Source organism: Blautia sp. NSJ-175 (assembly GCF_022867815.1).
In the GTDB taxonomy this organism is placed as follows: Bacteria; Bacillota; Clostridia; order Lachnospirales; family Lachnospiraceae; genus Blautia; species Blautia celeris.
The window spans coordinates 90,393-111,040 of the sequence record NZ_JALIFQ010000002.1 but is presented as its reverse complement, the minus strand read 5'-3'; the positions used below and the strand labels follow the sequence as shown (position 1 = coordinate 111,040).

The window sequence follows — 20,648 nt, the reverse complement described above, 5'->3', positions numbered from 1 at the left end:
AGTTAAACATAAAAAATGCAGGAATCAAGGGGGCTGTCCAAAACAAGCCCCCCTTGATTCCTGCATTACCTATCAGCCTTTTCCAGATAGGTACTAATTAAATGCACCAATTTTTCAATCTCAATAGGTTTGGTAGTATGTGCGTTCATACCGGCATTGAGCGAACGTTCCACATCATCCTGGAAGGCATTGGCGCTCATGGCGATTATGGGGATTTCAGCTGCCCCCGGCTTTTGGCACTTTCGGATTTCCCGGGCAGATGTCAGGCCGTCCATAACCGGCATCTTTATATCCATAAGAATCAGATCATAATATCCCGCCGGTTTTTGTAAATAGCTTTCCAGGGCTTCTTTTCCGTTTTTGCAGCGTTCCACCTGAAAATTGTAGCTGCCAAGCAGTGTCTGGGCAATCTCTGCATTGAGGTCATTATCTTCTGCAAGAAGAATGCGTTTTTCTTTTAAAGAGCTGTCTATCCTGTCCGCTTTCGGTGTGACCCGATCAGCGGCTGTCTGACATTTGGACAATTTCATCGGTATTGTAAAGTAGAACTCTGAACCGAATTCGAGCCGGCTCTCCACCTGAAGGGTTCCGCCCAGAAGTTCTACCAGGTTCTTGCAGATTGCCAGTCCCAGTCCTGTACCCGGGGTTTTGCTCATGTTATTCCCATCACCCTGTTCAAAAGCGTCGAAAATGACCTCCTGGTTCTCCGGGCTGATACCGCAGCCGGAGTCTTTGACTCGGAATGTGAATTCGGCCTGTTCCTCATTGACAGATACTTCCTCAGCCACCAGTACCACCATACCCATTGATTGTGTGAATTTTATGGCATTGCTCAGCAGGTTCCCCAGAATCTCGCGCAGAAAGACAGGATCGGAGATCACATGCTGGTGCCGGATACTGATGGCCCGTGTCAGGCCGACTCCGCCTTTGGTGGCAGCAAAATTATATTCAGCGATGATTTCCTCCAACAACTGACGCAGATCGTAATCCACTTCCCTGCATTCCATCTTGCCGCTCTCAATTTTTGACATATCCAGTACATCATTTACCAGCATCTGAAGGTGCTGCATGGAAAGTTTCATTTTATCCAGACAGTCCTCGATTTTATCCCTGTCATCCATATTTAATCTTGCGATATCGATCATACCCATAATGCCGTTCATAGGTGTACGGATCTCGTGGCTCATTTTGGAAAGGAATCCTGTTTTGGCAGCATTGGACTGGATTGCAACTGCCAGCTGCATTTGCGCTTCTTTCAGACGTTCGCGCTCCGTCACGTCCAGGAAAGTAAACTGAATGATACTGGAGACTTTGTCTTCTATGATCCAGTTGGCGGTACCTTCAATAGTGGTAAGGCCGCCGTCCTGTTTCGTCAGGTTAAAACGTACCTCACGCTGTTCACCCGGTTTACCAAGAGAATGCATAAAGGTACCGATTCCCGCCAGGCATTTCTGATGTTTGTCCTCCGGTGTCTCATTAAAAAGATGTCTTTCAATGTCTCCCTCATTTTTTTCATCCAAAATATCAAGTGCGATTTTGTTTATGCTCAAGATTTTATTGCTTCGGATATCCACTTGGACGATTCCGCATACAGCTGTATTATAGAGTACCTTGTAAAGTCTGTCATACCGGTCGCGCTCTGCCTCCACCTGCTCCAGGGCACGTTTTCTTGCGGTGGTGTCCATAAATGTACTCTGAATCAGTTTTTTGCCGTCCGGGGTGCAGATCACCTTTGCCACTCCTGTGACCCAGCGGATACCGTCATCCTTTGTGCAGACACGGTGTTCAAAACTGGCACATTCACCTTCTTCCTTCAGAGAAAGCAGTGTGCGCCGTATGTATTCCGTATCCTCAGAAACGGTCACCTGAGGAAGTGTCTGCGCTGTCTGCCTGCGAAATTCCTCCATGGACTTATAACCCAGCATTTGGAGGGCTTCACTGTTCGCGTTATAACAACGCAGGTTGTTGTCCTCTATTTCATATTGAACGATCCCGCAGACTACGTTTTGATACAGCTTATTATAATAATCGCGTTCTTTTTTGAGCTGCTCCTCATAGTCTTTGATCAGTGAGATATCAGTGACGATACACTGCAGTTCGATATGCCGTTCCTGCCGGAATGCTACGGCCTGCAGGGAACACCAGCGGCCTGTTCCATTCTTCTGCCACAGGCGGCATTCTACCTTGAGAAGTCTGCCGACGGAGGCGGCATCCCGGATTTCTTCCTTTAGTTCAACCCAGTCGGAAGTATGCAGGAGGCGGTCGAAACGGTTATGCAGGTCCAGGCACATTTCCTCCGAGGTATACCCGATCAGGTCAAAGAAGCTGTCATTTGCATACTCGATCACCAGGATATCATTGAATCTTAGGCGGAGCACACCGCCCGGGACACTGTCCGTCAGATGTTTTAGATCAAATTTGGCGGCTTCCAGACGTTTGGTGATATCGAACATGGATATGAGGACACCCTTTGGGGTGTGGGTATGGTCAAAATAAGGGCGGATCCGTACAAGCCAGATGACATTATTTTGATCGGTGATCTCCTTTTCCACAATTTTTCCATGTCTTGATACATCAGTTACATCCTGTGTAAAGTCAGGGTAAGAATCAAGGAAGTTGATCTGTGTGACCGGACGTTCCAGGTCTGTGACCCGCAGATTTGTATGCTGGAGCATAAGGGGCGTTATTTTTCGGATGTGCATATTTTCATCCACATACAGGGCACCCACATCTGCGTTCAGTAAAAGGTTATCAAAGTCCGCATTGGCAGTGGTCAGTTCCACAATCTTGTTCTGGTACTCAGCATTGATGGTGTAAAGCTCCTCGTTGACGGACTGCATTTCCTCATTGGTGCTTTGAAGTTCCTCATTGGATGCCAGAAGTTCTTCATTGGTGGCCTGCAGCTCTTCGTTGCGGGATTCCGATTCCTCTACGGCCAGTTTCAAATTCCAGTTGCTTTCATTCAGCGCATTTTCCAGGATCTGAATACGGCTGTCCTTTAATTCTCTTAAATCCATGGGGGAATCAGCAGCTTCTGACTCTGCCTTTTCTTCGGATTTGATTTGTATCAGGTAGTATTCCCCTTCGGTAAGGTTGAAAAAGCGAACTTTCACACACAAAACTTCCTCGGGGTAGTCTGCCAGGCCGGTAGCCCGTTTTTCAACGATACCGTCGGATATCTTTCTGGAATCCAGAAGCAGACGATTGAGAAAGGCAGCCAGGCTGGGAGAAAAAAAGGAGCTGAGGCCTCCGTCAAATTGTCCGTCCTGCATCCTCATATACTGCCCGCCGCCCTGAATGACCTGCAGTACCTTAAACTCATGATTGAGCAGAACGGATGGCCCGGCCATGGCGAACAGCAGCTTTTCAGAGATATTGGTAGAGTGCAGTTGTTTCTGCAGGGGATTAGCCTTCTGGATACGTTCTGTCTGGTGGGGAGAAAAATTCCCAAACATGTTCAAAGCCGGATACATGGAAATATCTTTTTTGGAATACTGTTTATTTTTAGAATATATCTTCCACTTTTTATCCAGCAGATTATAAGCATCTCCCATATCCCCAACGGATTCGCTGCTGCCTAAAAACAGATAGCCGTCATCAACTAAGAGCTGATAGAAGGAGGCCAGTGCCTTCTGCTGCATTTCCGGTTTCACATAGATGAACATATTACGGCAGACGATCAGATCCAATTTTGAGAAAGGGGCATCCCTGAAAATATTATGTTTGGCAAAGACGATCATTTTCCTGATCTTTTCGCCTGCCAGGTATCCGCCGCTTGTGTGTTCAAAGTAGCGGTCTAATATTGCCTGATTCAGATTTTCCAGAAGACTTTCCGAGTAAATGCCCTTCTGGGCGGTAGTGATGGCATTTTGATCCACATCTGTGGCAAATATTTTCACATCCGCAGTAAAATGCAGGTATTCCATACATTCGCAGAGCAGTATTGCCAGGGAATATACTTCTTCACCGGTAGAACATGCGATACTCCACAGGCGGATGGACTTCTTTTTCTTAAGGAGGGGAATGACCACATTCTCACCCAGATGGCGGAATGCTTCCTCATCCCGGAAGAAGGAAGTTACGCCAATAAGCAGATCCCGGTGAAGCTGGGCACGTTCTTCCTCTGTTGAGAGGAGATAGTCCAGATATTCCTCCACTCCATGGAAATTATTGAGTGCGATGCGGCGTTCAATCCTTCGGTAAATGGTATTTGTTTTATAGATCGTAAAATCAATATCCGAATACTGGCTGATAGCATTGAGAATGCAGGAATAATCCTCTGCCAGCTCCATGTGATCCGGTTCTTCCTGGTGCATGGACTGTATATGAGGATTTTTCAGGTATTCTCTCAGGGATGAGCCTATCTGCGTCACGTTTAGAATCAGGTCCACCATACCTGTTGAAATGGCACTCTGGGGCATGGATGCATACTGGGCCTCTGTGGGTTTCTGAACTATGACAAGTCCCCCGTTTTCCTTGATAGAGCCGATTCCAATCGCTCCGTCAGAACCGCTTCCTGACAGGATAATGGCCGCGGCATGCACATCGCTTACCGAGGCCAGGGACTGGAACAGCAGATTAATGGGCAGATAGAGCTGGTTTCGGTCATGAGCAGATTCCAGGTGAAACTTTCCTTCTTTCATGGTCAATGTTTTTCCCGGGTGATTTAAGTAGATGTGATTGGGCTGGGGAACTGCGCCTTCCTCGGCCAACTGCACCGGCAGACTGGAGGATTTCTGCAAAATTTTATCCATCAGGCTGACTGCGTCCGGCGAAAGATGCTGTACAATAATAAAAGATGCGCCGGTGTCCGGCGGCATATGCTGAAATAGTTCCTGTAATGCCTCCACACCCCCTGCGGAAGCCCCTACACCAACATAACATCGAACATTTTCCTGATTCAGTGTAAGATGCTCTGCCTGACCGGCATCCTTCTCTTCCATAATAGTCTCCTTTCATGCAGACAATAACTATGGCTATAGTATATATTTTTTTATATTTGATTTATAACTTTTCTTTTTATGCAAAAAACACCTGATGAAGATATTTCCTCATCAAGTATTATTTAAGTATATCATATGGAATGACACATTGCACTTGTATTTGCCAAAGTTTGTCATTCTTAAGTAAATATTAAACTATCTGGATACAATTTCAGCTATTTATAAAATTACCTGGTATATCTGGCGCAGCTATTCCTCTCAGCTATATAATGGGGCAGTTCCACTTTCAGATTCAGTTTATGTCCGCCCTGAATCCGGTCCAGTAAAACCTTCATGGCAATATTACCCAGCTCTCCGACGGGAACATGTACTGTAGTGAGCATGGGTATAGTGCGCTGGGCATGGGGAATATCGCCGATTCCTATGACTGAGATATCTTTTGGGATTCTCCTTCTGCATTCCCGGTAATACTGCATTGCACCTATAGCTGTCAGATCATCAGCGCATACAACTGCGGTGATGTCAGCCTCCCGTTCCAGAAGCAGCCTTGCTCCGTGATAGCCCCCCTCCATTGTCTCCTTGACATTGACCGTATTGGTTATGTGAAAGGGCAGTCCAAGTTCTCTCAGTGCCTGTTTGTATCCCTGAAAACAGGAAGTGTCTTTTTGTGCCCCGAGATATCCGATTTTATTATGCTTCAGACGGTGAAGATATTGTACAGCAGTAACAGACGCATGATAACCATTACATATAACCTGGTCGCATTTTAAATCCAGAGGATTGATGCCGATGTATACAAGGTTTCGGTAGGTGGTTTCAAGAAGTTCAAACTGCCGCTGCGTCAGGCATCGTTTTCCGAATAACACAGCACCGTCAGCATTGTTTTTTTGCGTTGTTGGGGGATTTGGGGGAAAGGAAAATTCTTCCAGAAAAAAAGAGCGGCGTACAGTACATTTTTGTCGAATGGCGATCTGTTCAATTGCCCGCTCTAATTCCTGGTAAAGTGGGCTGATATCTGTTCTGGAATGTTCACCGTAAATACAGTCAATCGTGTAAGACGGTTCGGATTCCTCCGGGACGGGGCTGCCGTTCTTTAATGTCCGGGCAGCCGCGTTTGGGATGTATCCGTTTTTTCGGACGATAGACCAGATTTTGTCCTGGGTATGTTTGCTGGCAGCATTGCTTCCTTTATTGTTTATGACTCTTGAGACTGTGGAGATGGAAACCCCGGCTTCCTTTGCAATATCCTTCAGTGTCATTTGATTTCCTCCTGTGTTGTTATATTATAAGCCGATACAGAAAATCCATACTGTCGTAGATATCCCCAAAAGAGCAGGGCAGATAGGCAGGGATTCGGTACATGTCTATCTGTTTGCAGAACGGTATTTGGAACAACTGTCACGTTTAGCTATGAAAAACGGTAGTTCTACTTTCATTGGAAGAGTATGTCTGCCGTTTATGCGGTCGATTAATATGCGTGCAGTCTGTCTGCCTAATTCTTCGATGGGGATATGTACAGTGGTAAGCATGGGTGTTACGTATTGAGCCAGATCGATATCATCCACGCTTATGACAGAAATATCTTTGCTGACCTGTTTTTTATTCTCATGAAAGGCTTTGATGGCGCCAATGGCAGTCAGATCATTTGCACAGAAAACAGCTGTAAAATCAGAGCTGCTGTTTATTAACTTCTGAGCGCCTTTGTATCCACCGTCTGTGGATTGTATCACGTTGGCAGTATTATGGATCGTAAAATTTAAATTATGCATGGATAAAGCATCCTTATAGGCCAGAAAACGGCATTCATTCGCCTGTTCTCCAATATAGGCGATTTTTTTGTGCCCCAGTTCTATTAAATGTTCCACTGCACTGATGCCTGCTTTGTATCCGTCGCATATAACCTGGTCACATTTTAGCGGTATGGCATTGAGTCCCACATAAATAATGTTTTTATATACTTCTTTCAGGATCTTTAATTGTTCTTTTGTGAACATGTATCTTCCCAGTATAACAAGACCGCATATATTCCGTCCATCTGCCTGTATCATAGAATCCAGAGACTTCAGGTCCATAGGTCGGTATGTATGTTTGACAATATAATTATAATCAAAAGCCTCTTGTTCCAGTGCACGCTCCAGTTCGGAGAAAAAAGGATCTGTATTTAGATTGGGGGTACGGGCCTGAAGGCAGTCTATATAGAACAGCGGATTTTCTTTGGAATCCGTAATAGATGTCCTGCGTTTCAGATTCTGTGCCAGGATGTTAGGGGTATAGCCATTTTTCCGTACAATGGACCAGATTTTATCACGTGTTTCTTTACTGGCGGCTCCTTGTTCCTTTCCGTTGATAACTCGGGAGACAGTTGAGATGGAGACACCTGCTTCTTTTGCGATATCTTTTAAAATCATAGAATTCCCTCCTTGTCCTGGTCATACTGAAGATTTATTTTAGAGAACTGCGGCATGTATTTCGCAGGATCTAATTTTCGGATACGTTAGTATTCATATTTTCATTATATTAAAAAAATAAAATAATAAAATGCAAAAAAATACAAACGTTTGCGTAAGATAACGACAGTCAAAGAAGAATAAAAAAGATAAGGGAAAATATAAGGTTTATGAATAAATTGACAGTGAAAATAGCGAAAAAAGGAAAAACGTTTGTGTAAATAGGCGTTGAATCCGAAGAAAATACAAGATAAATTGTAGATAGTAACAAATGGAGCGTGAATTAAATCATATTGGGAGGAAAAACATGAAGAAAAAATTAGCAGTATTGTTAGTGACAGGAATTTTGGGTGTAACGTTGGCTGCATGCGGCAGCGGCAAAGAGCAGAAAAAGAATTTGGAGACTGCGGGAAATGAGAGCAAAAGCGAAGATAAGATACCGCTTAAGATCAGTCATCACCCGTATCTGCATGCGCTGCCCAGTATCTATGCGGAGGATAATGGACTCTATGATGAGTTTGATTATACCATTGATATGTATGCAGGAGGCCCTGTACAGAACGAGGCGATTGCATCCGGTGCATGGGAAGTCGGGACAACAGGTATCGGCGGGGCAGTGCTTGGATGTCCTGCCTATAATATGAAGGTTCTTGGCTACTCCTGTGATGACACTCAGGCACTGGATATCTGGGTGAGAAAAGATAGTGAACTGGCTGGCAAAGATGCAGATGAGATGGGAGTGAGGGGAACTGCAGAGGACTGGAAAGGTAAGAAAATTCTCTGCCAGACCGGAACCACGTGCCATATGACCCTGATAGCAACGCTTGAACATTTGGGGCTTACCATGAATGATGTAGAGATAATTGATACAGCAGTAGCACAATCATATGCTGCATTTAAGGCCGGAGAAGCAGATGTCGTATGCTTGTGGTCGCCGTTTGGATACCAGGCAGAAGATGTTGAAGGATGGATAAAAGTGGCGGATGCAGGCCATCTGGGATTAAAGATGCCTACTCTGATTGTTGCTACGGAGGATGCAGTTAAAAACAGACCTGAGGTGGTGCAGGAATGGCTTAAATGTTATTTGCAGTCAGTGGAAGAATTGAGAAAAGATCCGGAAGGCAGTGCCCAACTTTTGTATGATTTTGAGGAAGAAGAGGGGATCTCCATGACGGAGTCGGCAGCTAAAAGAGATATCGAGACCCGTACTTTCCCATCTTTGGAGGAAAATAAAAAGGCTTTTGCGCAAGATAGTGATGGAAATATCGCAGCTCAGGAGGATTTACTGAAGTTTGCTGACTTTATGATATCACAAGGTAAATTAACAGAGAAAGACAAACAGGCCATGATTGATAATAAGGCAGTTGACGGAACTTTTATGGCAAACGTTACACTGGATTAAACTGCTTATGAGGTAAGGATTATGAAAGAATCTGAAAAAATAGTGAGTTCTGTTCAGATTGAAGAGAAAAAGAGGGCAAAAGAGAAAATACAGCTGTTTCTGATTTCAGCAGCCAGTGTCATTGTGTTTTTGGGAATTTGGGAGGCAGCAGTGCGGCTGTCCTGGGTAAATTCTCAGTTTGTATGTTCTCCATCGGAGGCTTTCATGGCATTTGTGGACAAACTCACGCAGCCCAATCCTGATGGAGCGGTCCTGGGTGTACATATCTGGGAGAGTTTAAAGCTGGCGCTGATAGGTTATGTGGCAGCAGCTGTTATAGGAGTGCCTTTAGGGCTGCTCCTTGGGTATTATCATACATTTGACAAGCTGGTAAACCCCATTTTTGAAATTATACGTCCCATTCCCCCTATTGCCTGGATTCCATTATCTGTTATCTGGCTGGGAATAGGAACAACGGCAAAATGTTTTATCATATTTCTGGCTGCTTTTGTTCCCTGTGTGATCAATTCTTATACAGGTGTAAAGCTTACAAATTCTGTGCTTATCGACGTGGCGAAAACATGCGGGGCAAGCAGATGGAAAATATTTATCACAGTCTGCACGCCTTCAGCCATGCCTCTTGCATTCACTGGTATCAGGGTGGCTCTTGGGAATGCGTGGTCCACTTTGGTTGCAGCAGAAATGCTTTCCGCGACAGCCGGCTTAGGCTATATGATCCAGCAGGGCAGAGCTCTTGGAAGATCCGACATAATCATTGTCGGTATGCTTACAATTGGTGTTATAGGAGCAGTTCTCACAGCTGTCCTGAATAAATTGGAAAACAGGGTAATCAGATGGAGGGCCAAATAATGGAGAGACGTAAGTTAAAAGATATTTGCCTGACATGCATATCCCTTATTGCATTGGTGGTTCTCTGGGTAATCGTTTCCAACAGTAAGCCTGATTTCTTTCCAACGCCCCAAGCAACCTGGGAAAGATTTTTAAAGATGGCAGAAACGCCAATCAGCAAAACAACAATCATAGGACACATATTAATCAGTTTGAAGAGGGTTTTGACTGCTCTTGTTCTGGCGGTTGCCTCAGGAATAGGCATAGGCCTGATCATGGGATGGAGCAAAAAGATGAACGCTGTTTTAGGCCCTATATTGACGGCGCTGCGTCCCATTCCTCCAATTGCCTGGATACCATTGGTGATTTTATGGTTTGGAGTCGGTGAATTTTCGAAGGTTCTGCTGGTATTTATAGGCGCGTTTTTTCCGGTAGTATTGAATACAGCGACCGGTGTAAGCATGGTGGACCCTATGTATTTAAATGTAGGCCGTGTTTATAATGCCAATACCTTTCAAATGCTGTGCCATGTGGTTATGCCGGCAGCGCTTCCGGCTATCATGGCAGGAGTAAAGATCGCGCTGAGCAGCGGTTGGATGGTGGTTGTGGCAGCAGAAATGATAGCCAGTAAATCAGGTCTCGGATTCCTGATCACAAGGGGGAATGAGAGCTATGATGTTGCTCTTGTCCTGTGCGGAATGATACTGATTGGTCTGGTGGGAGCGATTTTAAGTGCGGTTTTTACATTGATGGAAAGGTGGTTATGTCCGTGGATGGAAAAGAAAAACGGGTAAAACTGACATTAAAAAATATATCAAAGTCTTTTTATGCCAGAAAGGAAATCTTCGAGGCAGTGAATAATATTTCCATTGATGTCTATGAAAATGAATTTCTTGTCATACTGGGTCCCGGTCAATGTGGGAAAAGCGTTCTGCTGAACATAATAAGCGGCCTGGAGAAGCCTACAGCTGGGGAAGTGAAGTTCCCCAGCAATGATGAAAAAAAGGTTGGTTTTGTTTTCCAGAAGACAGCAGTATTTCCCTGGAAGACAGTCATGCAGAATGTGGAATTTTCCCAGGAGCTGAAAGGTGTAAATAAAGCGAGACGAAGAGAGCAGGCACAGTATTTGATCGAGCTGGTTGGGTTAAAGGGATTTGAAAATTCCTATCCGCGTCAGTTGTCAGGAGGGATGAAACAGAGGGTGGGAATTGCCAGGGCTTACTGCAGCGATCCCGATATTTTATTGATGGATGAGCCATTTGGGGCGTTGGATGCGCAGACACGGTATCAGATGGAGGAGGAAGTGCTCAGAATCTGGGAAAAGGAGAAGCGCACGGTGATTTTTGTCACAAATAATATTGAGGAGGCTGTATATCTGGGAGACAGAATCATCCTGCTCAGTGAGTGCCCTGCCTCAGTGAAAGAAATTTATACCCTGGAGGCTCTTCAGCGGCCAAGAGACTATGTAGATACAGAGTTTCTCAGAATGAGGGAAACAATAGAGAAAAATATGGATTTGGCATTATAAAAGAAGGCAGGATGCACATATGGGAGAAGAGGTAAAGGTAAGGGTAGAAAACCTGACAAAGTGTTTTGGGGATTTAAGAGTTCTTGATAAGGTTTCCTTCCAGATAAAAAAAGGAGAGTTTGTATGTATCGTGGGTCCTACAGGCTGCGGAAAGACAACATTCTTAAGACTTTTAACGAAGCTTACAGAGCCCACGTCCGGAGAAATTTACATAGACGGTGAGCCGGCTGATCCTCAGAAACATAATATATCCTTTGTGTTTCAGGAACCTTCAGCTTTTCCGTGGCTGACCGCAGAGGAAAATATTGAATATGGGCTGAAGGTCAAAAAGAGGCCGGCCCGTGAAATAAAAGCGCAGTCTGACAAAATCATTGGCTTACTTGGATTGGAAAAGTTTCGCAAAGCATATCCTCACGAGATGTCAGTGAGTATGGAGCAGAGGGTTGTGATTGGCAGGGCATTTGCTATGAACCCTGATTTGCTGCTGATGGATGAGCCGTATGGGCAGATGGATATTAAAATGAGATATTTCCTGGAAGATGAGGTGATCAAACTCTGGAAGGCAACAGGCAGTACTGTCCTGTTTATCACCCACAACTTGGAAGAGGCAGTATATCTGGCGGAAAAAATACTGATCCTGTCGAATAAACCCGCAAGGGTAAAAGATGAAGTGGTAGTAGAGCTTCCGAGACCAAGGGATATTGCAGATGAGAAATTTGTTGAGATCAGGAAAAAGATAACAGAAGAGATTAAGTGGTGGTAAGACGTGTTTAGCGGGTGCAGAGAGAGGCGAAGGAATATACATGAAAAATCTGAGAGATAAAAAAGTGCTGGTGACCGGAGGCGCACAGGGAATTGGATATGCGGTTGCTGAGTGTTTTGCAAAAGAAGGTGCGGATGTTTTTATTGGTGATATCAAAATCCAAAATGCAGAGGAAGCAGCAAAAGCGCTGCATGAGAAGTACGGTATTAACACCGGAGCTTATATGCTGGATGTGAGTGACAGAAAAAGTATTGCTTCCTGTTTTGAAAGATTCGGAAAGGAACAGAAGGTTCTGGATATTTTGGTTAATAACGCAGGGGTGCAGATTCGTATGCCTTCCCTCGAATTTGAGGAAGAGAAGTGGGACCTGCTTATGAACATCAACTTAAAAGGAGCTTTTTTCTGTGCCCAGGAAGCGGCGAATATCATGAAGGACAAAGGCGGTGCCATTGTAAATATATCATCAGGAACTTCTACTGAGACCCTGCCCGGAAGAGCACCGTACTGTATCAGCAAGGCGGGCATTAACGGTTTGACTGCTGTTCTGGCTTCTGAGTGGGCCAAATATCATATTCGGGTGAATGCGGTTGCCCCCGGGTGGATTTTAACTCAGCTGTTATTAGACGGGATGAATATGGGAATCGTCAGTGAGAAACAGATACTGGCAGCGGTTCCCATGAAGAGGCTGGCAGATGTCAGTGAGATTGCAGAACCTGTGGTGTTCCTCGCTTCAGATGAAGCCAGTTATGTGACGGGTCAGACCTTGTTTGTAGACGGAGGGCAGTCTGCTCTTGGCCTGCCGGATATTGAATTATGAGGAGGTGTGAGAATGAGGCAGCAGAATAGTGTAGAAGAAATCATCAGACATGCACAGCAGATACGGAGGAATACGATTATCAGTCTGCACAGTGCAGGTTCCGGGCATCCTGGCGGGGCTTTGTCTATGGTTGAGATCATAGCAGTGCTGTATTTTTATGAGATGAATATCAGTCCGGACAAGCCGGAAGAAATGAATCGTGATCGTTTTGTTTTGTCAAAGGGACACGCGGCACCGGCTTACTATGCCGCATTGGCAGAACGGGGATATTTTGAAAAGAGTGCTTTGACCACACTTAGAAAAATGGGCAGTATGCTGCAGGGACATCCGGATATGAAAAAGGTACCGGGAGTTGATATGTCCACAGGTTCCCTGGGCCAGGGTATATCTGCAGCATGCGGTATGGCTCATTATGCAAAAAAGACAGGAAAAGATTACAGGGTTTACTGCATAATAGGGGACGGAGAAATGCAGGAAGGACAGGTATGGGAGGCGTTTATGAGTGCCGGTCATTTTAAACTGGATAATCTGGTAGTGTTTTTGGATAACAATAATCTGCAGATTGACGGGAGGGTAGATGAGGTTATGTCCATATATCCTGTAAAAGAAAAGCTGCAGGCATTCGGATGGCATGTAGAGGAGACAGACGGTCACAATGTCAAAGGGTTGATAGAAACTCTGGACCGTGTCAGACAGGTGAGAGACCAGCCTGCTTTTATAATAGGAAAAACAACAAAAGGTAAGGGGGTATCTTTTATGGAGAATCAGGCAGGGTGGCATGGAGCAGCTATTAATGACGAACAGTTTGAACAGGCAATGAAAGAATTGGGGGAGGCGTGCGTATGAGTTCAACAAGAGAAGCATATGGTGCTGCGCTGACTGAATTAGCGGAAAAATATGAATTCTTTGTTTTTGATGCAGATTTATCCAAGGCAACCCAGACAATACATTTTGCGAAAAAATATCCTGACCGGTTTACAGATATGGGTATTGCTGAATGTAATATGATGGGATATGCAGCGGGGTACGCGGCCAGCGGAGCTGTGGTATTTGCAAGCACTTTTGCTGCCTTTGCAGCGGGCAGGGCATATGATCAGATCAGAAACAGTATAGCCTATCCAAATCTGAATGTTAAGATTGCAGCTACACATGGAGGAGTGTTGATCGGTGCGGATGGGGGTTCCCATCAGTGTGTAGAAGACCTGGCTCTTATGAGAGCAGTACCTAATATGACTATACTCTATCCGGCAGATACCATAGAGACAAAAAAATGTGTGGAGGAGGCAATCAACCATAAGGGACCTGTTTATCTCCGATTTGGCAGGCTGGATTCTCCGGAAATATACACTGAAAAAAAAGATTGCAGGGCAAGCATCGGGAAAGGAACGCTGCTGCGTGAGGGACAGGATTTAACTATCGTAGCTGCAGGAGATTTGGTAAGCAGAGCACTGGAAGCTGCAAAGGAAATGGAGAAAAACGGTATCTGTGCGGATGTCATTGATATGGCATCTGTCAAACCAGTTGATGCGGAGCTGCTTTTGGATTCCGTTAGGAAAACGGGATGCGCAGTGACTGCAGAGGATCACAATATACTGGGAGGATTAGGCGGAGCAGTCAGTGAAGTGCTTTCCAAAAACTATCCCGTACCTGTAGAGATGGTCGGAATACAGGATATGTTCGGATGTTCAGGTACACCCAAAGAGCTGGCAGAACATTATGGACTTACTATTGAAAATATTGTTGCGGCTGCACACCGTGTGATCAGGAGAAAAGAAGGGAAATCATGAGAAAAATAGTATTTGAAAGTCCTATGAAAGCCGTGGTCCGACAGGCTGATAAGCCTGTATGCGGCAGGGGTCAGGTTTTACTGAAAATGAGACGGATTGGTGTATGCGGAACGGATATTCAGGTATTTGCCGGAAAAAATCGGTATATGGAATTTCCTGTTGTGCCGTTTCATGAGGGAATTGCCATAGTGGAAGAGACAGGGGAAGACGTGAACGACCTAGAACCGGGCAGTCTGGTCACAATCCGCCCCATTCTGAGCTGCAACATGTGTTATTCCTGCAGAAAAGGAAAGAAAAATGCCTGCATGAATTTTAATTCGTTAGGTGTTCAGTCTGATGGTCTTGGTGCAGATTATTTTGTGATAAGCAGGGAGTATGTTTACCCTCTGGAACAGGATGCGGATCTGGATAAAGTTATTTTTATCGAACCTTTTGCTGTGGGAGTACACGCGGCTTATCAGGGCGATGTGGAAGGAAAGGAAGTTTTAGTCGTAGGGGGCGGTACAATTGGAAATTTTACGGCCCAGGCATGTATGCTGGCCGGGGCAAAAAAGACTGCAATCTGCGATATCAGCCGTGAAAAGATCAGAATGGCAGAGAAGTCAGGGATTGATTTTGCCATTGATACATCGAATCTTACTTTGGTACAGGCAGCCCGGCAATGTTTTGAGGAATTTCCGGATGTCATCATTGACTGTGCAGCAGTACCGGCAGTTTTTACACAGATTCTGGAGCTGGCGGGAAAGACAACCACTGTAGTTATCGTAGGGAATTACAGTGTTCCGGTGCAGGCAGACATTGCAAAAATACAGAGAAACGAACTTACAGTGAAAGGGTGTATCACGTATCGGGAGGAGGACTTTATAAGAGCCAGGGACTTGATAGAGGAAGGCAGGGTTTATTTGGACGGGTTTATATCAAAAAGGTATCGGTTTTCCCAGGTTCAGGAAATGATGGAACAGGCATTGAAAAATAAAGGTATCAATATGAAGACGATCATGGATTTTGAGGGGGAATGATAATGTACCATATAGCGCCTACAATGCTGTGCGCGGACTTGTTCAAAATGAGGGAAAGTATGGAGCTACTGGATAAGCTGGGAATTGACTGGTTTCATATAGACGTTATGGATGGGAATTTTGTACCTAATTTTGCATTTGGCACAGATTTTCTAAGGCAGATGACAACAGTGGGTAAAAGCCCGTTTTATTTACATCTGATGGCTGCCAGGCCTGAGGAATATGTGGATTTATTTGCAGAACTTGGAGTGGAGTATTATTGCTTTCATTATGAATGTACCAAAAATCCCTTCCGGCTGTGCCAGCAGATAAAAAAGCAGGGGATGAAGGCAGCGGCAGCGCTAAATCCGGCAACACCAGTCCAATTTCTAAGGGATTTGATTCCTTATCTGGATGCGGTCACACTTATGTCAGTGGAGCCGGGGTTTTCCGGGCAGCGTTTTATGGAATTTACATATCAGAGAATTAAAGAGTTAAGAGCTTTGGCAGACGGATTTAAGTTACTGATCGAGGTGGATGGCGGTATAGACATTGAAATAGCAAAGAAGTGTATAGATGCCGGATGTGATGTTGTAGTAGGAGGATATTTTACACTGTTTCAGAAGGGAAAGTCAATAGAGAAAAATTACGAGACGTTTCGGCAGGCAGTTAGGAATCGATAATCAGGGAGATAAGGGTATGGAGTTAGAACAGTTGAAACAAATGGTGGTGGAGGCAAATAAAGAATTGCCCCGCCGGGAATTAGTCAAGTATTCCTGGGGAAATGTAAGTGCGGTAGACAGGGAAAGAGGGATTATTGTTATAAAGCCTGTGGGGGTACCTTATGAGGAGCTGACCACTGAGAATGTCAGTGTTGTCACTCTGGATGGAAAATTGCTGGGGAAATCGTGGGAACCATCAGTAGATCTGGATATTCACAGAGCAATATATGAGAATTTTGAGGGTGTCAGTGCTATTGTCCATACACACTCCACATATGCGACAGTTTTGGCTCAGCTTCGGCGTTCATTGGTCTGTTTTGGGACCACGCATGCAGATTATTTTGCCGGTGATATTCCCTGTGTCAGGGAATTAAGTGATGATGAGGTTGTCAATAAGTATGAGTGGAATACTGGAATGACAATCGTTGAGTTTTTCAAGGAGAATAAAATTTCCCCTGAGGACATTCCGGCTGCGTTGACACCGGGACATGGACCGTTTACGTGGGGCAGTGATGTGTGGGATGCTGTACACAAATCGGTTGTATTGGAGGAGATAAGCAAAATGGCAGTCCACATGCTGTGTATAGATAAAAATGCACAGCCTCTGAAGCGTATTGTCGCTGACAGGCATTATGACAGAAAACATGGCGCTAACGCATCTTTTACAAGAGATGATTATGGACATGGAATGGTACAGAGATAAAATGATTGGGGGACTTCACAGAATGAAGTATATTTTTGCAAATTTGAAACGGTTTGATATACCAAAAGAAATGGATGGAATTAATACATTGGCACCAGTCAGCTTGTGGGGAAGTTATCTGACAGGCCAGATACGGGAAACGATGAACCAATATTCCGCTCAGGCAGAATTTGCTGTTTTCTATCCCGAGGCTTATCTGCTTCAGGCAGCAGACGCAAAGGCAGCAGAGGATGGTTGGAAAGTCGGGGTACAGGGGATTTATAGGGAAGATACGGAGAAAGGCGGAAACTTTGGGGCATTTACTACGAACAGGACAGCCAAGAGTGTAAAATCTATGGGATGTGAATATGTTCTGATAGGTCACTGTGAGGAACGAATGGATAAAGCCGGAGTTCTGGCCCATGCGGGTATTACTGATTCAGAGGCTGTGAACAGAATCTTAAATGAAGAGGTTGTCTGTGCAGTTAAAGCAGGTCTTTCTGTCCTGTATTGTGTCGGGGAAACAGAAGCAGAACAGAACAGATGGCAGGATGTTATAGGGGAACAGCTGGATGTGGGGCTTAATGATGTGGACTTATCAGGTATTTCCGTTGCATATGAACCACTTTGGGCAATTGGACCGGGAAAACCAGTGCCGGATTCAGATTATATAACTAAAATCGCCTCATTTATTAAATCTCGGACAGATGGCTGTCCTGTGATATACGGAGGTGGTCTGAAAGAGGAAAATGCCCGTATGCTGGCAGAAATACCATGTGTGGATGGAGGCCTTATCGGACTTACAAAATTCAGCGGGGATATCGGATTTTATCCGGACGGATTTGCATCTATCGTTGAAAAATATCTGGGGGAGGGTAAATAAGATGAAATTGGATTTTGAATATGGTACGGGCACCATGGCGGCAGAACTGCCGGATGAACGGACAGATGTTTTTATTCCGGGTATAACAGTATCTGATCCCCCATGTATCCCAAGAAATCAGCTGATAAACAAAACAAGAGAATCCATATTACATCCTGTGGGAATGCCGCCTCTGTCAGAATTGGCCGGTAAGGGCAGCAAAGTCACAATAACAATTCCGGATATCGTAAAAGGGGGATGTCAGCCAACCTCACACCGAAAACTGGCGGTTAAACTGATTCTTGAAGAGTTATATAAGGCTGGGGTGGAGAAAAAGGATATCCTTTTGATATTTTCCAATGGACTGCATCCGCGGACCAGCAAAAGGGAAATGCAGCAGATCCTTGGTGATGAATTATTTCATGAGTTTTTTCATTCTCATCAGATTATCAGTCATGACAGCGAAGATTATGAACATTTGGTGGATCTTGGCTGCACAGAGAGGGGAGACCGAGTCCTGATGAATAAGTATGTCTATGATTCTGATATAGCTGTTTTGATCGGACATACTCAGGGAAATCCTTATGGCGGTTACTCCGGTGGATATAAACACTGCGCAACGGGTATTACACACTGGAGGAGTATTGCGACACATCATATACCGGATGTGATGCACGGAAACGATTTTACTCCGGTCAATAACCATTCACTGATGAGAAAAAAATTTGATGAAATAGGCATGTACATGGAAAAATGTATGGGTAAGAAGTTTTTCTGTTGTGATGCTGTTCTGGATTCTATTTCCCGTCAGATAGAGATCAACAGTGGTTACGCAAAAGAAATGCAGCTTATTTCATGGCAGACAGCTGACAAGAGGACATATGTACCCTGGGCAGAAAAGAAATATGATGTAATGGTATTCGGCATGCCTCAGGATTTCCATTACGGGGATGGTATGGGGACGAATCCAATCCAGATGATGCAGGCTTTATCCGCTCAGGTCATCCGTCATAAGAGGGTGATGAGTGACAATTGTGTGATTATATGCTCTTCTATATGTAACGGTTATTTCCACGATGAGCGCTGGCCATACCTTCGGGAACTTTATGAAATGTTCCAGCATGATCATATGAATATACTGCCGGATATGGATAAGTACGGAGAGTATTTTGCTACAAATGAAGAATACATCAGAAAATACCGTTATGCCGGTGCGTTCCATCCTTATCATGGTTTTTCCATGATGAGCTGCGGCCATATCGCGGAGATGAATACCTCCGCCATATACATAGTCGGCGCACAGGAACCCGGAATAGCCAGAGGTATGGGATTAAAGACCAGGGCCACGTTCGAGGAGGCACTGGAGGATGCTATGAAGAAATATGTGGGAGGAAAGCCGAATATCCTGGCGCTGCCGCTGGCTTTTAAGAGGGCATCCGTACATCTGTGTATGAAAGAGGCATAAAAGGAAATGCAGGAAATATATCTGTGAATAGCTGTAGGCGGAGAACGAGAATGTCTCCGCCTTTTTGACAATATTCTTTCCATATTCCGTACAAAATGCTGGTATAAAGAAGTTTGACACTTGATAAGCTTATGTGTTAAGATTGATTTAACTAAAGCGGCCTAAAAGCTGAATATTGGGCGTAAAATAAAAAGACAGAATCTGTCATTAGGGGAATCAGGTGTAAATCCTGAGCGATGTGGTCACTGTATGTGGGATGCAAATCTCATGAGCCAGAATACCTGGTGCCGGATGGAATGAAGCTTCCGAACAAAGCCATGCATTCCGGATTCTCTATAGATTCATATATTGATTCGGAAACAGACCGGCGGACGGAAGCGGGTCTGTTTTTTACGTGCGAAGGAAGGAGAACAACATGAAAAAGAACAACAGCAAAAAAGTAATCATAGGAGCCATAGCGCTGGTCGTCGTATGCGCAGTCCTGCTCCTGGTTTACAAAAATTTCATGCCGAAAGGAGCGGAGGGTGACAAAACCGTCACAGTAAAAGTAGTACACGGAGACGGCAGTGAGAAGGAGTTCAGTTATGCGACTGACGAGGCATATCTTGGAGCGGTGATCCAGGCTGAGAATCTGGTGGAAGGTGAGGAAGGCCAGTACGGGCTTTTCATGACATCTGTGGACGGTGAGAAAGCAGACGATTCCAAACAGCAGTGGTGGTGCCTGACAAAGGGCGGAGAACAGGTGAATACATCAGCGGACCAGACGCCTATAGAGGACGGGGATACTTTTGAACTGACCCTGACTGAGGGGTATTGATTGAAAGGATGCGAAATACCAATGAAAACAAGGTCTCTTGTTATTATGGCAATGCTGACAGCCATTTTGTTTCTGGGACAGGTGTGTATGGCTTTTCTTCCCAATATTGAAGTGGTGACATTGCTGGTGATTCTGTATACACAGGTGTACAAAAAGAAGGTTTTCTTTATTATCTACGCGTTTGCCCTGCTGGAAGGCGTCTTCTACGGGTTCGGGATCTGGTGGTTCAACTATCTGTATGTGTGGAGCATTCTCGCATTGATCGTACTTGTAGTTAAGAGTGAATCGCCGTTGGTCTGGAGTATAATCGCCGGCGCCTATGGGCTGGCCTTTGGATTTCTGTGTGCGCTGCCGTATTTTGTATCAGGCGGTGTGGGCGGCGGTCTGGCCTATTGGATCTCAGGGCTGCATTTCGATGTGCTGCACTGCATCGGCAATGTGGTTGTCTGTCTGGTCTTATATAAGCCGATGTATTATATTTTGAAAAAGCTTGAAAATGTACAGCAGGTGCATGTGCCTTCAAGCCCGCAAATAAGATAAAAGTAATGAAACAGCAGAAGAATATGAAAGCCCTCCTCTGCGGATAC

18 protein-coding genes are annotated in these 20,648 nt (G+C 44.9%); 15 read left to right on the top strand and 3 right to left on the bottom strand.

Going from position 1 to position 20,648, the window contains the following annotated elements; all coding sequences use genetic code 11:
* Positions 1 to 65: 65 nt before the first annotated feature.
* The 3 genes from MUB35_RS04145 to MUB35_RS04135 all read right to left on the bottom strand — a co-directional run bounded on the left by MUB35_RS04145 (position 66) and on the right by MUB35_RS04135 (position 7,351).
* Positions 66 to 4,943: a CheR family methyltransferase gene (locus MUB35_RS04145; RefSeq protein ID WP_103731521.1), complete on the bottom strand. Its 4,878-nt coding sequence runs from the start codon at positions 4,941 to 4,943 to the stop codon at positions 66 to 68.
* Between the two features lie 227 nt (positions 4,944 to 5,170).
* Positions 5,171 to 6,202 carry a LacI family DNA-binding transcriptional regulator gene (locus tag MUB35_RS04140; RefSeq protein ID WP_054350359.1) on the bottom strand — a complete coding sequence of 344 codons (1,032 nt, stop codon included), beginning with the start codon at positions 6,200 to 6,202 and terminating at the stop codon, positions 5,171 to 5,173.
* A 105-nt stretch (positions 6,203 to 6,307) separates the two neighbouring features.
* A complete protein-coding gene (locus MUB35_RS04135; protein WP_033141581.1) occupies positions 6,308 to 7,351 on the bottom strand; it encodes a LacI family DNA-binding transcriptional regulator in 1,044 nt (347 codons plus the stop codon).
* Positions 7,352 to 7,697: 346 nt separating this feature from the next.
* Here MUB35_RS04135 and MUB35_RS04130 point away from each other — a divergent pair, with 346 nt between their 5' ends.
* From MUB35_RS04130 to MUB35_RS04060, 15 genes are all read left to right on the top strand, one after another.
* On the top strand, positions 7,698 to 8,792 hold the full coding sequence (locus MUB35_RS04130) for an ABC transporter substrate-binding protein (protein WP_033141580.1): 1,095 nt from the start codon (positions 7,698 to 7,700) through the stop codon (positions 8,790 to 8,792).
* Between the two features lie 18 nt (positions 8,793 to 8,810).
* A complete protein-coding gene (locus MUB35_RS04125) occupies positions 8,811 to 9,641 on the top strand; it encodes an ABC transporter permease (protein WP_181014455.1) in 831 nt (276 codons plus the stop codon).
* Positions 9,641 to 10,414, top strand: coding sequence for an ABC transporter permease (locus tag MUB35_RS04120; RefSeq protein WP_052099492.1), 774 nt, complete (start codon positions 9,641 to 9,643; stop codon positions 10,412 to 10,414). The genes MUB35_RS04125 and MUB35_RS04120 overlap by 1 nt, the downstream gene beginning before the upstream one ends.
* Positions 10,384 to 11,148 (top strand): ABC transporter ATP-binding protein, encoded by a 765-nt coding sequence (locus MUB35_RS04115; RefSeq protein ID WP_033141577.1) that lies wholly within the window; start codon positions 10,384 to 10,386, stop codon positions 11,146 to 11,148. The genes MUB35_RS04120 and MUB35_RS04115 overlap by 31 nt, the downstream gene beginning before the upstream one ends.
* A 19-nt stretch (positions 11,149 to 11,167) precedes the next feature.
* On the top strand, positions 11,168 to 11,911 hold the full coding sequence (locus MUB35_RS04110) for an ABC transporter ATP-binding protein (protein ID WP_033141576.1): 744 nt from the start codon (positions 11,168 to 11,170) through the stop codon (positions 11,909 to 11,911).
* Positions 11,912 to 11,951: 40 nt separating this feature from the next.
* Complete coding sequence (locus MUB35_RS04105) at positions 11,952 to 12,728, top strand: SDR family NAD(P)-dependent oxidoreductase (RefSeq protein WP_052099490.1); 777 nt, start codon at positions 11,952 to 11,954, stop codon at positions 12,726 to 12,728.
* Positions 12,729 to 12,740: 12 nt separating this feature from the next.
* Positions 12,741 to 13,574 carry a transketolase gene (locus MUB35_RS04100; protein WP_033141574.1) on the top strand — a complete coding sequence of 278 codons (834 nt, stop codon included), beginning with the start codon at positions 12,741 to 12,743 and terminating at the stop codon, positions 13,572 to 13,574.
* On the top strand, positions 13,571 to 14,515 hold the full coding sequence (locus tag MUB35_RS04095) for a transketolase family protein (RefSeq protein WP_033141573.1): 945 nt from the start codon (positions 13,571 to 13,573) through the stop codon (positions 14,513 to 14,515). The genes MUB35_RS04100 and MUB35_RS04095 overlap by 4 nt, the downstream gene beginning before the upstream one ends.
* Positions 14,512 to 15,534, top strand: coding sequence for a zinc-dependent alcohol dehydrogenase (locus tag MUB35_RS04090; protein WP_033141572.1), 1,023 nt, complete (start codon positions 14,512 to 14,514; stop codon positions 15,532 to 15,534). Before MUB35_RS04095 ends, MUB35_RS04090 begins: the two co-directional genes overlap by 4 nt.
* A 2-nt stretch (positions 15,535 to 15,536) precedes the next feature.
* Positions 15,537 to 16,196, top strand: coding sequence for a ribulose-phosphate 3-epimerase (locus MUB35_RS04085; RefSeq protein WP_033141571.1), 660 nt, complete (start codon positions 15,537 to 15,539; stop codon positions 16,194 to 16,196).
* A 16-nt stretch (positions 16,197 to 16,212) separates the two neighbouring features.
* Positions 16,213 to 16,938 (top strand): L-ribulose-5-phosphate 4-epimerase AraD, encoded by a 726-nt coding sequence (gene araD, locus MUB35_RS04080; RefSeq protein WP_033141570.1) that lies wholly within the window; start codon positions 16,213 to 16,215, stop codon positions 16,936 to 16,938.
* A gap of 22 nt (positions 16,939 to 16,960) precedes the next feature.
* Complete coding sequence (locus tag MUB35_RS04075; protein ID WP_033141596.1) at positions 16,961 to 17,800, top strand: triose-phosphate isomerase family protein; 840 nt, start codon at positions 16,961 to 16,963, stop codon at positions 17,798 to 17,800.
* A 1-nt stretch (position 17,801) separates the two neighbouring features.
* The gene (locus MUB35_RS04070) at positions 17,802 to 19,244 is read left to right on the top strand and encodes a lactate racemase domain-containing protein (RefSeq protein ID WP_033141569.1); all 1,443 of its coding nucleotides are present in this window, start codon (positions 17,802 to 17,804) and stop codon (positions 19,242 to 19,244) included.
* Between the two features lie 415 nt (positions 19,245 to 19,659).
* Complete coding sequence (locus tag MUB35_RS04065) at positions 19,660 to 20,061, top strand: DUF4430 domain-containing protein (RefSeq protein WP_054350367.1); 402 nt, start codon at positions 19,660 to 19,662, stop codon at positions 20,059 to 20,061.
* Positions 20,062 to 20,082: 21 nt separating this feature from the next.
* Positions 20,083 to 20,601 (top strand): hypothetical protein, encoded by a 519-nt coding sequence (locus MUB35_RS04060; protein WP_033141566.1) that lies wholly within the window; start codon positions 20,083 to 20,085, stop codon positions 20,599 to 20,601.
* The last annotated feature ends 47 nt before the right edge of the window (positions 20,602 to 20,648 follow it).